The organism is Methylomicrobium lacus (assembly GCF_041897535.1).
Lineage (GTDB): Bacteria > Pseudomonadota > Gammaproteobacteria > Methylococcales > Methylomonadaceae > Methylomicrobium > Methylomicrobium lacus_A.
In genome coordinates this window covers 44,353-58,488 of the sequence record NZ_CP169219.1, presented here as the reverse complement: position 1 = coordinate 58,488, position 14,136 = coordinate 44,353, and the positions used below count along the sequence as shown (strand labels likewise).

Genomic DNA, 14,136 nt, shown 5'->3' with positions numbered 1-14,136 from the left:
AGGGCGTTAGCATTGCTTATGCGCCGGTTGAACACGAACAACAAATGCCAGTCAAATTATCCTCACAATACAAATGAGGGAGTATTTATGAAGAACCAACACATGATAACCGTTGTTTTCGCTGCTTTTTTGACGATATTGAACCAAGCGAACGCAGGCGAAAAAGAGCTGAGAAAAAACGAAGTGCCTAAAGCCGTGCTCAATGCCTTTGAAAAATCATACCCTAATGCCAAGGACGTGGAATTCGAAGAAGAAATGTTCGAAGGCAAAGCATCCTATGAGGTGGAGTACAAAGACAACGGTAAGGAATACGAAGTCATGTATAGCGCTGATGGCATGCTGTTACAGAAAGAAGAGGAAATCGACGTTAGTGCGCTGCCCGAAGCGGTTACCAACGCCATCAAGAAAGAGCATCCCAAAGCCAAAATCGAGGAAGCTGAAAAATTGATGAAAGCCGATGGGACTCTCACTGGCTATGAAGTAAATATCAAAACGGGAGAAGATAAATTCGAATTAGAAGTGGATGCTGCCGGTAAAATCTTGAAAACCGAGAAGGACTGAAGCATACCCATTTGCAACACAGCCCCAATTGGCCATAGAAGCTCGAATTACCTTCAAAACAATCTTCCGACGCCCCCGGCACGCCATCAGCCGGGGACTTGCCCGCCAGAGACAATTCCACCGCCCTATCCCCCGGCCTAAGCCAAAACTGCACCACGATTCCGACCAGGAATAATCTTACTTCAGCCGAGCAAGGGGATGCAGTCCGAGCCGCACCCACGCGCTGCGGAGGCCGTCGATGTGCCGGGCCGATGCAGCACGCCGCGCGTCGGCGAGACGCTGATTCGCGCATCGGAAGCGCTGCCGATCACGCGCCCATCGCCGTCGATAATCAGGCTGTAGCCCCCGGCCTCGATCGGCGGCCATAGCAGGCTGAGCAACGGACGAGCAGCGACGTTGGCAGCGCTGCGCGTGCCGGCGTTCGTTAAAATGCGATCGCCCTTCCATTCGATCGACACGACCACCGCATGGGGCCGGCCGTCGCCGCCCTGAGTCAACAGATAAGGGTGGTTGCCGAACCGCGCGCATTCCGCGCGCAACTGATCAATAGGAAGCGCCTCGCTCATACGAATACCTCGAACTAACTTCCAGCTACCTCTTAGGGAAACCCACCGTCTGCGACAACAATACTTGTTGATCATGGGACAATTCCAATGCGTCAGCGATGGCGGCACGGTCGATCCATGCCCGGATGACCGTAGACAAGCCTGCGCTCGCGGAAAATAAATAGACATTTTGTGCAATGGCGCCCGCCGCTGCAGAAGCATATGATTCCCGTTGAGTGACCGGCACCATCGCCACGCGTCGATAATCTGCGATATAAACCAAATCTAACGGTGCTTCATCGACAAAGTCTTGATAACCCGTTATGCGTCTCAGATCTTGATTTACAATAAGGTCGAGAGCATGTCTGTGAGCATCGTACAGATATGCTCCCTCAGGTAATGCCACATAAACATCAATCTCCTGCGCATTTAAAGCCGAAGGCGCGGTACGCCCTCCATCTGGCCTATTAACGCCATAAGCAGCCCACAACAAGTCGGAAAGTAGCTGCAACGGCAAAACATCAGAAGCAAACTCACGCGCTGAACAGCGTTTTAGCAACGCCTCCATAATCGGGAGCCCACCCGCTTTCTCTGGCGGAGGCAGCGCGATCGATTCCGCCGATTTCCCCCGAACGGGACCGGGACGCAGTTGCCCCATCATTCCCAATACCAATTTGGTCAAAGTGCTCACGATGGCCTCTCCAGGTTTGTTGAAGTAAGAAGAGCTGAATCGGTTATGCTGTTTTGAACGCAATGACCTTCACAAAATTGCATCAAAGTTTAAATTTTTGCTCAAGGTCAGGGTATTGAATTTAATCGCTTAACCAAATTCGTCAGCCGCTTCTGCGATCGCTGTATCCTGGCCGCCATGCCCAAGGCCTTCGGCTGCGAGACGATCACCACCAGCTTCTTCCCGCGCGTTACGCCAGTATAGAGCAGGTTCCGCTCCAAGAGCATGTAATGCTGCATGGCCAGCGGAATCACCACGACCGGATATTCGGGGCCCTGGCTTTTGTGAATGCTGGTGGCGTAGGCCAGGCTGATCTCGTCGAGCTCGTTGAATTCGTACTCGACCAGCCGGCCGTCATACTGGCTGCGGAGCTGACGACCGTCACCAAATCGCGGTGGCCTTTGACCTTCACGCGCAGCACGCAGAAGCCGGTCGCCTCGCTGTGAAAGATGACGCGCTCTATCGAGCCGGAAAGGCGTTCAGGCAGGTCGCGATTTTGAAGGGGACCGTTGATAATGGTACTGCTGGACATGTGCGAGTTGGCAATCGAAGTCGCATGATTATAGTGCCTGCCAAACCGACCGTCTGCTCGATGTCAGTAAACGGACACACGATATCTGCTACGAATGCTATCCTTCGTGTGAAGCTAGATTAAGTATCATGATATCCTGATCTTTAATATCGCCCCATTCTGATCAAGTGTTTTAGAAATACACATGCAATTGTTTACTCTAACCGAAGAAAACATCCCTAGCCTCATCGAACAAACGATTTCCACGGTAGTTACAAAAGGTGCTCAAGTCATTGAGTGCAAGGAAATCACACAAAAGGAGTCAAACATCATTATTCTGAGCCCTGATGAATTCTTCAGATCGCTTGAAATTTTGCGCCCGAAGTGTGTTTTTCTTTATCGTGGATTTTTCGATGCGTGGGAAGAGGCGAAGGAAAGATTCTCAGACAACTCTGACTGGGATGACGATGATGATGATGATGATGATGCCCACAAACTATACGAAAAGTTCGTTGAACTTAACAGGGATGTCATTGAACGGACCATCCAGATTTGTCACGATGTTTTCTACTTTGAGATTTTCATTCTCATCGAAGGGCATGTTCTTTCATGTGGATACATTTCTACCATGTACCAGCTTTTGGTTAAAGAAATAAATAGCTTTCGTGAAAAAGTCAATGAAGAAGACGAATTAATAAAAAGTGCCAAAAGAGAACAAAGGAGAACAGAGCGCGATCGATTGATGCAGGAGCACGATCGCTTGGCGAAAGAACTGATGTCGGATCCTGATTTTATAGCGATTCGAGGAAAAAGGAAGCGATGTATTTACGTCCAAAACAAATACGGCGATAGTTTATTCAATAGCGGTCGTTTTCGGCGTCCAGATTCTCACGCAGAATACATGGACTCCGGCCTCGTTGCCCTTGTAGAAAAGGCTTCGGACGCGATTGACTTGGGAATCGATGCCGCGCGGTAGCAAAGTGGGATAATGATGCCGTGTGATTCTTAGCAATCACGCAGGAAAGAATATAGGTTAGCCAGATCTGCATAATAAAAGCTAGATTGTTAAGTTAGGAGCCTTAATTTCAAACGCCTAAAATATATCTTCCAACACTGCCGGCGTCGATGCCTTCCCCGTCTCGCCACCAAAGCTCAATTCCACTGCCGCATCCCCAGGCCGCAGCCAAAACTGCACCACCACCTCGCCCCGGATCGCGGTCAGATTCAGGTAGTCTTTCAAATCCTCCGCCCTGGCGTAATGCAGCCTGATTTTATCGCCGCCCCAAATCACCGGATGATAAGACTCGATCTGGCTCACGTTGACCACCTTGTCCGCGTCGACGTATAGCTCGCCGAGCAAGTAATAGCCGTGGTTCGCCTTCACATTATCGACCAGCCAGCGCAGCGACCGGCCTTTCATGTCCACGCGCTGCGAGATCACGCGCAGCGGCTCGCCTTCGATCAGCACCGCGTCGACCGGGTACAGGTTATGCTGCACCTGGCTCTTGCCGACCGAGCGGGCCTTGCCGTTGTGCTCGACGATCAGCCCGCTTTGCCAAGCGCCGAGTACCGGGCAGCTGCACTCGATGTGCTCCAGCGTCAGATTGTCGATCGCCTTCAGTTCCAGCGTGTGCCAGTTCAGGCCTTGCACCTCGACGAACTCGTCGTAGGCGATATCGAAGTCTTTGAGCAGCTGATGCAGGCCGCCGCGCAGGCCCAGGCCGCTCAAGGGATAGAGCCCCACGCACAACAACACCAGGGCGCACAGGATGACCATTTCGGCCTTGCTGCCGACCTCCAGGCGATATTTCATCTTGCCAGGCATCATGACCCGGATCGGCGACGGCCAGAACAGATCGACGCCGCGGATATTGGCCATGTCGATTTGGATGTGCGACCAGTAGCCGCCGACGACGGACCAGAAGCACAGTGGAAAGAAGAAATACAGCGGTGCGGCCAGCGCCGAGAGAATCGCAACGCCGATAATAGAGTGGGTGATCGTGCGGTGGCCGAAGCGCTTTTCGAGCGGCACCGAGAGGAAGAACAGGGGCCGGCCGACTTTCGAGGTTGGGATGTCGATGTCCGGCATGAACGAAAAGAATACCGCCAGGCCCCACGAAACCGGATCGGTCGGATACTCGAAGACCGCCGCCCCGCCGAGGTACAGCGCGGTCGCAAAGCCGGCGTGGGTGGCGGCTAGCATGGCGAACGGTATGATATGGAATGGTATGATGTCATATCATACTACCGCCCTACCCCTTTGAAGATGAAGAAGCGGAAGGTCAGGAACAGCGTGGCGCCCATGCCGCCCATGATGTACAGCGTCTTGTCGCCGGTGCCCATGCCGACGTAGCGCATAGAGACGATCAGAGCCCCGAGGAACATCACCATCGGAGTGAAGTCGAGATAGCTGACGCCCGCCTCGTGCCGCATTTCGCGGACCTTGCGCTTGTCGATGATCCGTTCCTTGCCGGATTCGTCGAGCATGTCGTGGATCGCCTGCGGCACCCCGCCCGATTGCTTGACGACGTGGCTGATGTACAGGTCCGGCGACTCGATCAGCACGCCCTTGGCGTCGATGTACTTCCTCACGATGTCGCGGATCACGTCCGGCGGCAACGGCTTGACGGCGATTTCCTTCATCTTCCACCACAATTTCCGCACCCGGCTCTTTTTCTCGGAGGCGCAGCCGATCACCTGGGCGTGGTCGAAGATCGCAAGCCAGAACGCCATTTGCGTCGGCGTCAGCGAGGTCAAATCATCCACCGCGATCACCGGCTTCCTGTCCGAATGGGCCAGCGCCGGGATGATCGCCTGCGTCAGGTCGCGCATGCTCATCCGGTTGACCTGGCTTTTCACTTCCCGCCAGTCTATTTCCGGCCCCGGCGTAGCGTGCAGCTTGGCCGGAAGGTCCAATTCCTTCGCGCCGAGCAGGCCCAAGGCCAGCATCTGCCGAGCGATCTCGACAAACTGCCCCTTGGCCTGGTGATCATGCAGCTTGATCAGCAGCTCGATCTTGTCGGCTGCCTTGTCCAGCGCCGCGCGCAGCACCGCCGATTTGCCGATGCCGACCGGCCCGGTCAGGATCACATGCTTGCCCTTGCGGATTTCGGCCACCAAATCGTCGATCAGCGCGTCGCGGCCGACCAATCCTACAATGTCATCCATCGTTGCCTCCCAAGGTTTCGGTTTTGCCTTCCAGGTACGCGAGCAGCGCTTGCCATTCGCCGCCGGCGTACTTGGCCAGCTTGTAGCGCTGCGTCTTCGCCAACACGCCCACCTTGGCACTGAGCGCGTCTTCTTCATTCAATTGGCTGCCGATCGTCCAGAGCTGGTCCATTTCCGAGGAGAAGCCCTCGTCGATCCGCTGTTTCAGCCAGGCGGCCTTTTCCTTGAGGAACTTGCGCCGAACGTCCGAGGCGGCAAGTTCCGCTTCCATCTGCCGCAGCTGGGCGATGTCGAGTATCACTTTCGCGTGCAGGTCGTCGATTTCCTTGGCCTCGGCCACCACCTTCAAGGCCTGCTCGCGCTCTTCCTTGATCGACGACAACGGGATACTGATCTGCAGGCCTCCGTAGGCGGTATAAGGATCGCTCCTGAAGTCGGTGCCGCCAAAACCCAATCGACCGCTCAGCGAGGTGTTCTGCAGCGCCCAGGTGACCGTATCGGGCTTCGCGTAGGCCTTGGTGACGTTGCGCTGCGCCTGGATGATCGGGTTCGCCTGGCTGATGAAGATCAAAACCGCGTCGTCGTCCCAGGCCATTACCCGGAACGGGAAGAATAAAGCTACAATAAGGACTGTTCGCACATTCATAAACGCATTTTTGAAAAACAAAAGTGCAATTTTGTTAAACATAGTTTAGCTTTTGTAGACGCAAAAGTGAATATAAAAGAAGCAGAAATTTTGATGCAGGCGGGCGTCCTGAAGACGCCGTCGATAAAAAAGCACGAGACAGAGGAAGGCTGGGTGGTGACTCTGGACGGCAAGCACAAGATGAATCCGACGCTGGAAACGGCGCGCGGTCAGGTGCGCGTGTTCAAGCGCCTGGATGCGGCGGTGGGGGTATTGTTTGATTTAGGGTTCGAGAAGATTAATGTAGTCCGATGAGCGATACATCGTGGTCCTACGGGTGGACGTTTTACAAAACCGGCCGCACAGGAAAGCCGCCGGCCAGCATCGATTCCAGCGAGCTTCTGGACTGGATGAAAGGATTCTGCGCCGCGATGGCCGATTACGACCTGGATGGCCGGCATCCGAGCATTCTGGCGGCGCTGCTGGATTACGGCATCGACGGCGACCTGCTCGAAACATGCCTGCAGACCGCCGAAGCGATTCTTGAAGAAGATGAATTCAAACGCTGGCCGGCTGTGCCGGTGCGTGGGTTCGGCGCCGGGAATTTGAGGATAGGGCCGTTTGTTGTCGTTCTGCCGGAGGCGGCGAATGATGAAACAATGAAATAATTATTGCCTATCGCTTCAAGTTTGATCAGCGACTATTCGAAGATCATTGATCGCATGATGCAGCCAGTTCTTAGGCACAATCCAGTTTTTATAGTCCGGCTTCCACCTTCCAAAGTAACGCTTGGCAATGCCTTTCACGATGGCATTAACCTCCGGATTGAAAACGCTGACTTTGATAGCTAAATCGCCGAATGGCAGTTCCCGGATATAGACAAAGATTCCTTTAATTTTCAGAGATTCGTGAATATAAGAGGGAGAAGGCATTTGCTCGGTAGCAGCAGGCTCAGGTTCGGGGCAAAATAACCACTCTTTCCGGAAAGCTTCATGAACAATGGCTTCCTTCGCTGAATCAGGATCGAAGCTTTCCGGCTGTAAATCCCGCACATCGATTTCCAGCGCAATGAAGCCGCGCGCTTCTAATTTGGCTTGTTTATCGGCATCCACGAAAGAACTGTAAGCCACCTCGATTAAAACAGGCGTTTCTCCGGAATAGCCAATCAAATCCGGACGTATATTGTCGAGCCATTTCTCTTCCTCGATCCGTTCGAGCATCAGCCATGTGGGGTTAGCTTGGCTGACTGTCGACAAAGCAGATAGTCTATAATTCAAGGCCGGTGGCACGACAAGCCCGCCGGCTTCTTGTATCACCCGCTTCGCGAACTTATGCAATAGGGTTTCGTGATTGACCACGCAAGCGACTTTGTTGGATTCATGGGCAAAATGGTGTTCCCGCTCCTCGCCTTTCTTCGCCACCATACGCTCGCCGCAAACCACGCAAGAACAGTTACAACCGAGACCGCGCTCGACTTCGGAAATATGGGTGATGCGATTTGATGTATCCATTGCGAACTGAGTGCTCATAGTTATTTACCTCAAAGTTAAGTTAAAGAGGACTCAAGTTTCATGAATTTACCCCCCTCGCAACAGGCGCGAACCCCAGGAGACCCGGTCTGTGGTGGTTTATGCGTGATGTAATTCAATGCCTTATCGACTGGCTTAAAGAAAACAGGAATGACGTAAAGGCGCATCTGATACTGCGCGCATTGGCCGAGGAATCCATCAAAAAAGCCGCATTCGAAGAAAATAAGAGGCGTTTTACCGGAGCGGAGATTGTTGCCGCCGCAGGAGAAGATCATCCCAATGCCAACGACTGGATCGATTGGAACAGGACCGTTGTGAAATACTGGGTCGTAAGAGAAAAGCAGATTATCGGTTTTGCACGAAAGCGCGGCTTAGATGCTTACCCTAAGCCTGAACGTATAAGTACATCAGGCGGGCCGCATCTCACTACGTATTTCATTAAAGCCGAGCCACTCCCGGACTCAAAACAACTACAAGAACAACCAGGGAAAGCGACAGAGCAACAAGCTAACATCGATTATGAAATCACCAAGGCAAAACCCACATGGGGAGCAAAATGGTTATTCCAGAATGGCCAGATACGTCTAAAGAGTTGGCATATTTGGTTGATTATCGGTTACCTATTGGTTTTAGGCTGCGGAGCCGTCGCGCTTTCTTACCTAGGCTGGTTTGCTCTTTCGGTGCCTAAACCAGTTACCACGCGGGAACTAACAGCACTTATATCCATTTTCGGCATTCCCTATGTCGTCTGGATATTTGCCATCAAACCCTGGGTGCGCTTGTTCGACGACAGGATTGTCAAAGCACCTGAATTTTTGGTGTCAATCAATGAAAAATCGGCGCAATTGGAGCTGCTTAGAGACGGAGATTTAAGACTGATCCGTCTGGTTCGCTATTCAGCCCTCTGCCCGATCTGCGGCGCCATGATTCATCTTGATGATGGCTCTCCGGATTATCCGCAGCGCCTTGTCGGGCGTTGCTACGATAGCCCAAGGGAGCATATGTTCAGTTTTGATAGAGTGACCCAAAAAGGGACTGTATTGAGGAGTCCATTAATTTAAAATGGTTATACCAACGGCCAAAACTGGTCGATCAATAATTCCAAATCAACAGATGATGAAAGATTAAAAACCACTGTTCAATGGCCAGGTTAAGCCGCTGAGTCCGTCTCTGATGGCCAGATCGCATTGAAACGCTAATTGGACTTCGAGCCACCATATACTTCCAGCGCCGTCTTAGCCGCGTTTGCTATGACTTGAGGTGTATCGTCTGAGCGCGAGATGGCATCCAAAAAGCACCAGATAGAGTCTATGCCCTTGGTCCCGATAATAGTCTTGGCTCTATCAATAACATCACTGACGTCGAAGAACCGGTTCTTAGGTGAGATAAGTGTTTCAATCTCATTACCCATCGCTGTCCACATTACATTTGCTGCAAAGCCAACGATTTTGGCGGCTTCTTGTTCTCTTCTGTTCGGATCGTGACTCGTGTAGAGTTGTAACAACTCCGTGCTTGCCATCCGAATATTCTGATGGTTCGGATCAATAGGCCCTAATTTGAAAAACACAGACTCATCCATCTTACCTCGGAACCCGATGCTTTTAGACGTCGTTGGTGTAACTCCATACTTTCTTCTATCCCAAGCCAGCCTGGCTGCTTCTATATCTTGCAGAGTCACTTCTGCGGTCTCCGTATCGCACCAGAGCTCCCAAAAGCGACTGATAATTTGCTTGTAGTCAGACTCGCTTGGCTCTATCGAAACACCGATCTCATGCCAGCCGCCTTCTGGATCATCAATTCCGAGTCCACTTGCGGAAAAGTTCGCGGACGACACAATCGCGCCGGCAGTTGTGATGACAATCTTTGCATGAAGTTTTGAGTTATGTTTAACATCACACTGCTTACGCTTCCGGAAATCCTGGATTACCTCAGGATTGGTGCCGCCGACAGCCAAATTACACAAGAGGCGAAGTTTCTGTTCTGATGGGAAAAGCTCTTGCGCGCCTTTTCCCCAGAAGGCCACAGCAATGAGTATTGGATCTTGAGGGCGCTGCCTCTCGATCATTTCCTCAAGGTTACTTTTAATTTCTTTGCTTGATCTGAGTAGCATTGTTGGAATGTTTAATACTAATGGGCTTTTCGGGGTCGATAGCAACAATTAAAATTTAGCACTCTATGAGGATAAATTCTTAATCGCCACGAAAAAGCCGTACCCAAAACCAAAGCTCAAAGGCACCGCCAATAACAAACGCTATCCCGCCTAAAGACGAATAGCCAAGCATGTAAAAAGCCAAGGCGACCAGCAGAATGGCAACAGTGATGAAGTGCTGTTTCATTCCTTACCTCAATACCTTTGCCATTCCGCAACCCTCATGTTTTACGTTAAAAAAATTTATAAAACAATAAGATGGAGTATTTAATTAAAGTAAGGTAAAGTCATCTATTAAGAGTTTCTCATGGAACAATCGCCCTAGATTTTCTTTGCGTCGTGCCCTTTTTCCTTCAGCCAGGCTTTGAATTCTGCCGGCTTGATCTTCGGCGCAAGCTGCTTTCGCAGCCAGGCTGAAAATTGCAGCCGTTCCAGTCTATCGCGAAACTCCGCCGTTTCGGCATTATAGGACTTCGCTTTTTCGGTCCCTGATTCTTCGATATAGCGATGAACCCAAGCCCGTTTGTCCTCCAGCGACAAGGCGTTAACGGCTTCATTGGTGCGCTCGCGCATATACTCAGCTTCGAGTTCGGCTCGCCGTTTTTCCTTCGCTTTGCGCTGCTCTGCCTCGGTTTTCACCCGAGCTTCATGCTCCTTCTTAGCCTCGAACGGCGTTTTGCCGACCACGGCGTCGCTCTCGTAAAGCGTCCGGATATAGCCGGCCGTCGAACCCTTGACCTGTTTTTTCTTCGCCCTCGCCTCCACGTATTCGACAACCGATTTGGCCCGCTCCTCGTCCTGAAGTATCCAGAGGATGGCCAAACGCTCCCCTATACCGTGCTCCAAAAGGCGTTTGAAGATATCGGATTCCCGGATCGCCGCATGGTCGTCCTGGATCATCGGCTTCAACAGCGTTTGCTGGGGATTTTCGGTAATCAGGAAGCGAACGGCGGCGATTTTTCGGCCTTGTTTTTGAAACTCGGGCTCCAGTTGGATATCGGATACGCGGTTAATTTCTTTGATGGATGGCTTAATCACGCGCTCGTTCAGACGATAAAAATCATCATACAGAGCGGCTTCTGCCCCCATGATGCGACGAAACCGGTTCAATTCCCACCAGCCAGTGGATCCCACTGTTTTATAACGCAGGCAATTTTCGTAAAGCGTCAATGCGTAGCCACCATCGAAACGCCGCTGCACGCCGATATTGATCGTCGCGTATATCTCTGGATCGTAGAGTCGTTCGGCAAGATATTCATCGTAGCGGTAGGTGCAGGTCCCGCCATTGATTTCGCCATAGGACAGCATCGACATGACCCGCCAAACCTCTTTGCCGCCGTCCTCCATCATGTTGAATTCAATGGTGGTTGAAGCCAGTTTGCGCAGCACATCTTGAAGGCGCTCGATGTTGTTGCTTTCGTCCCAGCCGAGCATCGCGCACAGGTGTTTCACGGGGAGCGTATGCGTGCGCTTGGTCAGCAAAGCGTCATAAGCGTTTAACAACAGCACGTTCGCCGTCTTGCGCTCAAGCAACGTCATCTCGCCGCTGGTGTGGATCGCGGCAACATGCTTTTTGACTTGGTCGTTTGAAAACGCCAAGCTAACGTTGTTTTTCTTCTTCGCCATGAAGGGATTATATCAAATATCACTTCCTGCACAACGATTAGTAAGTGATAATTAGGTGATGTTTTAACCATCCTGCAAACCATCACCTTTCGATCAAAGATCATCCCCTAAACAGTGATATTTCACTGGCTAAACCGTAGCGAATGCGCTGGCAACGGATTAAATACACTTTCATAATCAACTTGCTACAAATAAAACCCGAAGATTTCGACGCATCCCCTAAACAGTGATATTTCATCCCCTAAACAGTGATATATCCCGCCAGAAATTCCATAAAAACCTCTAAAGACATTAAATTTGTTTTTTAATTCATACACTTAACATAACATAAAAGAAAAACCCGAGACTTCCCCTAAACAGTGATATTTAATCCCCTAAATAGTGATATTACAACCCTGTTTCATCCCCTAAACAGTGATATTTAATCCCCTAAACAGTGATGTAAAACCGCTGAAAGCCTTGCCGCGCAAGGGCTTCAGGATGCTAAACAATTTAAATATGTTGTTTATTAAACATATTTAAACAACAACAAAGAGCCTTGTTGTTGTTTTCTTTGGCTTGGATTTTGAAAACATAAGGTGAAAAAGGCCTTCTTGGACCTGAAAATAAAAAAGAGATAACGATCAATTTGTCGTCATATCCTCTCGTCGGGCCGCCAACTCCCTGCTTCACGCTCCGCACAACCCCTACTCAGGAAGAACATAGCCTTTTTGCCTCAAGCAAGCTTTCATAGCTTTTTCGTAACCAGAGTTCAAGGCATGGTTCATCCGAGTTATCTGGACAACCGCGCCAATAGGTCCAAAGACTATGGACGGCCAATCGCTGATTCCTCCAATATTCTCTGGGCTAAATGCCGCTTTATCCGCATGCCTGCTACATTCGTCTTCGTCTGCGGCCGTGATATTGGAAGGTGCCTTGTATGGATAGTCGTGATGATGACCGAATTTGTTCGGGGCACTGACGCAAGACCACAATAGCGCGGAAAGCGCCAGGACAGCGAAACGCGGCTTTCTCATTTTCAACCCTCACAAAATGGCCCAAACAAGAGACCGGTATTGAAATTCACATCGAATTATAAGGGTTTTATTTATTATCGTTTCCCGGCAATTCCTTCCGCTCAAGGCTTACATAGACCTCCAGCTGACCTTGCAGGTTGGCGACCAGTTTTTCGGCCTCCGAAGCAGCCTGGTTCGCGGCCGTAAGATCAGCCTTGGCTGTCTTCAACTCGGCAAGCGCGGCTTCATGCCGAACACTTAGCGTCTCAATCTCAACAGTCCGTCTCGATAGCTCAAAGTTAGTGCTTTTGAGATCAGCCTTGATTTGGTCATGGGTTTTAATGGCCGAATCCAGCGATGTTTGCAACGTATTCACCCGTATGTCGAGCGCCCTTATTTCCGCGTCTTTCTGAGTAAACGCGGTATCGTATTCTTGCTGTAGCTCTTTTTTCTCCTGAGCCGCCGCCTTATTCGCCTCTTCCAGCGCAACCAGTTGCTTTTTCAGCTCGCCGATTTCGTGCTGCAGCCGGTCGTTGTCCTTCGACAGTCCTACATTAACTTTCTCGACCTCATTTAACTTTAAAATCGCGTCGCCATGATCGCTTTGCTCTTCGGCCAGTTGGGCTTTCAAATCTGAAATAATGTCTTCCAGGCGGTCGATCTTCATCGATTGGGCCTCGGAAAACTTAAAAGCTTCCTCGACTTTGGCCTGGTTGGCCTGCTCGGCTTGTTGCAAGGCTTCCCGCTGGATGTCCAATTCCTCGTCGGCAATGCCCTTGGCCGTGTTCCACATCTTTTTCAGCAAATCCTCGCCTTCTTTCGACAATTCCGCCGGAACCTTAACGACAGCAGGAAGAGCTTCGATCTTCAACGCTTGCGCTTCACCAGTGGTGTGCCAGGTATTCAGATACTTGGTGATTGTTGTGAGACTGCCACGGCCTAGCTTATCCAACAAAGTTAAGGCAGTGGGGCGTTCCCCTTGAGCCACGATTTCGGCGCAAGCGGCGTGTACATCTTCTTCGATCAGTTTGGGTGCGGCCATGGCGGGCTCCTGTGGGGTGGTGGGATGAGCTTAGTATAGCATAAAAATTACACTTTAAAAGCGTAATTACGGTAATTACATAATTATCGTAATTACCGTAAAACAGTAATTTTTTAGCTTTTTTTGCATCCGGCCGGTATCATCCAGGAAGCGGAAGGCTTGTCGTGCTTGGCGTAATCCGCGACCGGGATCTTCTCGCCTGTCATGCGCTCGATCTCGTCGACGGTGACCAGGTAGCGGTCCAGGTTCTTCTTCGTGGCCTGTGCCGAATTGGGCACGATCCAGGCGATCGCGCGCTCGTCCTGGCCGCTGCCGCGACTATCAATGCGTCTTGAAGTTGTCATATCGTACGACTGAAAAAATAGTCATATGTTTGGTTGACGTCTGGGTATGCGCGGTAATTACAATGCTGTAACCCATCGCTTCACGAAGAATTGCAGATAAATGCATTCTGCAATGCAGAGTGTTGCAAGCGAAAAACAACGAAGAAAACAGGGCAAGATGGGTGAAGTAGGCCCACCAACAAAGTTGGAGCGACTACTTCACTTTCCTTATTCGCGCCGGGGTGCTCAACGGACATTGTGTCTACGAGGCAGGATGGCGGTGGGCACATGAACGCCGGCAGGCTTCAGTTTGTGCGCCTTCTCGATAACTT

At 51.1% G+C, this 14,136-nt stretch carries 16 protein-coding genes and 1 pseudogene; 5 read left to right on the top strand and 12 right to left on the bottom strand.

Going from position 1 to position 14,136, the window contains the following annotated elements; genetic code table 11:
• Window positions 1–87 precede the first annotated feature (87 nt).
• Window positions 88–561, top strand: a complete 474-nt coding sequence (locus tag ACEPPP_RS20160; protein WP_374090109.1) for a PepSY-like domain-containing protein — start codon at window positions 88–90, stop codon at window positions 559–561.
• Window positions 562–743: 182 nt separating this feature from the next.
• On the opposite strand, the gene ACEPPP_RS20155 is transcribed toward ACEPPP_RS20160, so the two are convergent.
• The 3 genes and pseudogenes from ACEPPP_RS20155 to ACEPPP_RS20145 all read right to left on the bottom strand — a co-directional run.
• Window positions 744–1,127: a pyridoxamine 5'-phosphate oxidase family protein gene (locus ACEPPP_RS20155; RefSeq protein ID WP_374091061.1), complete on the bottom strand. Its 384-nt coding sequence runs from the start codon at window positions 1,125–1,127 to the stop codon at window positions 744–746.
• Between the two features lie 25 nt (window positions 1,128–1,152).
• Window positions 1,153–1,797: a nitroreductase family protein gene (locus ACEPPP_RS20150; RefSeq protein ID WP_374091060.1), complete on the bottom strand. Its 645-nt coding sequence runs from the start codon at window positions 1,795–1,797 to the stop codon at window positions 1,153–1,155.
• Window positions 1,798–1,904: 107 nt separating this feature from the next.
• A pseudogene (locus ACEPPP_RS20145) lies at window positions 1,905–2,195 on the bottom strand (ATP-binding domain-containing protein); the annotation flags it as partial.
• A gap of 357 nt (window positions 2,196–2,552) precedes the next feature.
• Here ACEPPP_RS20145 and ACEPPP_RS20140 point away from each other — a divergent pair.
• Window positions 2,553–3,323 carry a hypothetical protein gene (locus ACEPPP_RS20140; protein ID WP_374091059.1) on the top strand — a complete coding sequence of 257 codons (771 nt, stop codon included), beginning with the start codon at window positions 2,553–2,555 and terminating at the stop codon, window positions 3,321–3,323.
• Window positions 3,324–3,440: 117 nt separating this feature from the next.
• On the opposite strand, the gene ACEPPP_RS20135 is transcribed toward ACEPPP_RS20140, so the two are convergent.
• Genes ACEPPP_RS20135 through ACEPPP_RS20125 form a run of 3 tightly spaced genes read right to left on the bottom strand, consistent with a single transcriptional unit; the run spans window position 3,441 to window position 6,110 of the window.
• Complete coding sequence (locus tag ACEPPP_RS20135) at window positions 3,441–4,550, bottom strand: metal-dependent hydrolase (protein WP_374091058.1); 1,110 nt, start codon at window positions 4,548–4,550, stop codon at window positions 3,441–3,443.
• Between the two features lie 41 nt (window positions 4,551–4,591).
• A complete protein-coding gene (locus ACEPPP_RS20130) occupies window positions 4,592–5,515 on the bottom strand; it encodes an ATP-binding protein (RefSeq protein WP_374091057.1) in 924 nt (307 codons plus the stop codon).
• Complete coding sequence (locus ACEPPP_RS20125) at window positions 5,508–6,110, bottom strand: hypothetical protein (RefSeq protein ID WP_374091056.1); 603 nt, start codon at window positions 6,108–6,110, stop codon at window positions 5,508–5,510. Before ACEPPP_RS20125 ends, ACEPPP_RS20130 begins: the two co-directional genes overlap by 8 nt.
• A gap of 117 nt (window positions 6,111–6,227) precedes the next feature.
• Here ACEPPP_RS20125 and ACEPPP_RS20120 point away from each other — a divergent pair, with 117 nt between their 5' ends.
• Window positions 6,228–6,455, top strand: a complete 228-nt coding sequence (locus ACEPPP_RS20120; RefSeq protein WP_374091055.1) for a hypothetical protein — start codon at window positions 6,228–6,230, stop codon at window positions 6,453–6,455.
• A complete protein-coding gene (locus tag ACEPPP_RS20115; RefSeq protein WP_374091054.1) occupies window positions 6,452–6,808 on the top strand; it encodes a hypothetical protein in 357 nt (118 codons plus the stop codon). The genes ACEPPP_RS20120 and ACEPPP_RS20115 overlap by 4 nt, the downstream gene beginning before the upstream one ends.
• 15 nt (window positions 6,809–6,823) lie before the next feature.
• Here ACEPPP_RS20115 and ACEPPP_RS20110 read toward each other — a convergent pair whose 3' ends face one another.
• Entirely contained in the window at window positions 6,824–7,669 is an 846-nt protein-coding gene (locus tag ACEPPP_RS20110) for a hypothetical protein (RefSeq protein ID WP_374091053.1), read from the bottom strand.
• Between the two features lie 101 nt (window positions 7,670–7,770).
• On the opposite strand from ACEPPP_RS20110, the gene ACEPPP_RS20105 reads away from it, so the two are divergent.
• Window positions 7,771–8,730, top strand: coding sequence for an NfeD family protein (locus ACEPPP_RS20105; protein ID WP_374091052.1), 960 nt, complete (start codon window positions 7,771–7,773; stop codon window positions 8,728–8,730).
• Window positions 8,731–8,864: 134 nt separating this feature from the next.
• On the opposite strand, the gene ACEPPP_RS20100 is transcribed toward ACEPPP_RS20105, so the two are convergent.
• The 5 genes from ACEPPP_RS20100 to ACEPPP_RS20080 all read right to left on the bottom strand — a co-directional run bounded on the left by ACEPPP_RS20100 (window position 8,865) and on the right by ACEPPP_RS20080 (window position 13,825).
• Window positions 8,865–9,779, bottom strand: coding sequence for a phospholipase D family protein (locus ACEPPP_RS20100; protein ID WP_374091051.1), 915 nt, complete (start codon window positions 9,777–9,779; stop codon window positions 8,865–8,867).
• Between the two features lie 79 nt (window positions 9,780–9,858).
• Window positions 9,859–10,005 (bottom strand): hypothetical protein, encoded by a 147-nt coding sequence (locus ACEPPP_RS20095; RefSeq protein WP_374091050.1) that lies wholly within the window; start codon window positions 10,003–10,005, stop codon window positions 9,859–9,861.
• A gap of 134 nt (window positions 10,006–10,139) precedes the next feature.
• Window positions 10,140–11,444 (bottom strand): RepB family plasmid replication initiator protein, encoded by a 1,305-nt coding sequence (locus tag ACEPPP_RS20090; protein WP_374091049.1) that lies wholly within the window; start codon window positions 11,442–11,444, stop codon window positions 10,140–10,142.
• 1,083 nt (window positions 11,445–12,527) lie between these two features.
• Window positions 12,528–13,481 carry a DNA-binding protein gene (locus ACEPPP_RS20085; RefSeq protein WP_374091048.1) on the bottom strand — a complete coding sequence of 318 codons (954 nt, stop codon included), beginning with the start codon at window positions 13,479–13,481 and terminating at the stop codon, window positions 12,528–12,530.
• A 113-nt stretch (window positions 13,482–13,594) separates the two neighbouring features.
• Complete coding sequence (locus tag ACEPPP_RS20080; RefSeq protein ID WP_374091047.1) at window positions 13,595–13,825, bottom strand: hypothetical protein; 231 nt, start codon at window positions 13,823–13,825, stop codon at window positions 13,595–13,597.
• Between the last annotated feature and the right edge of the window lie 311 nt (window positions 13,826–14,136).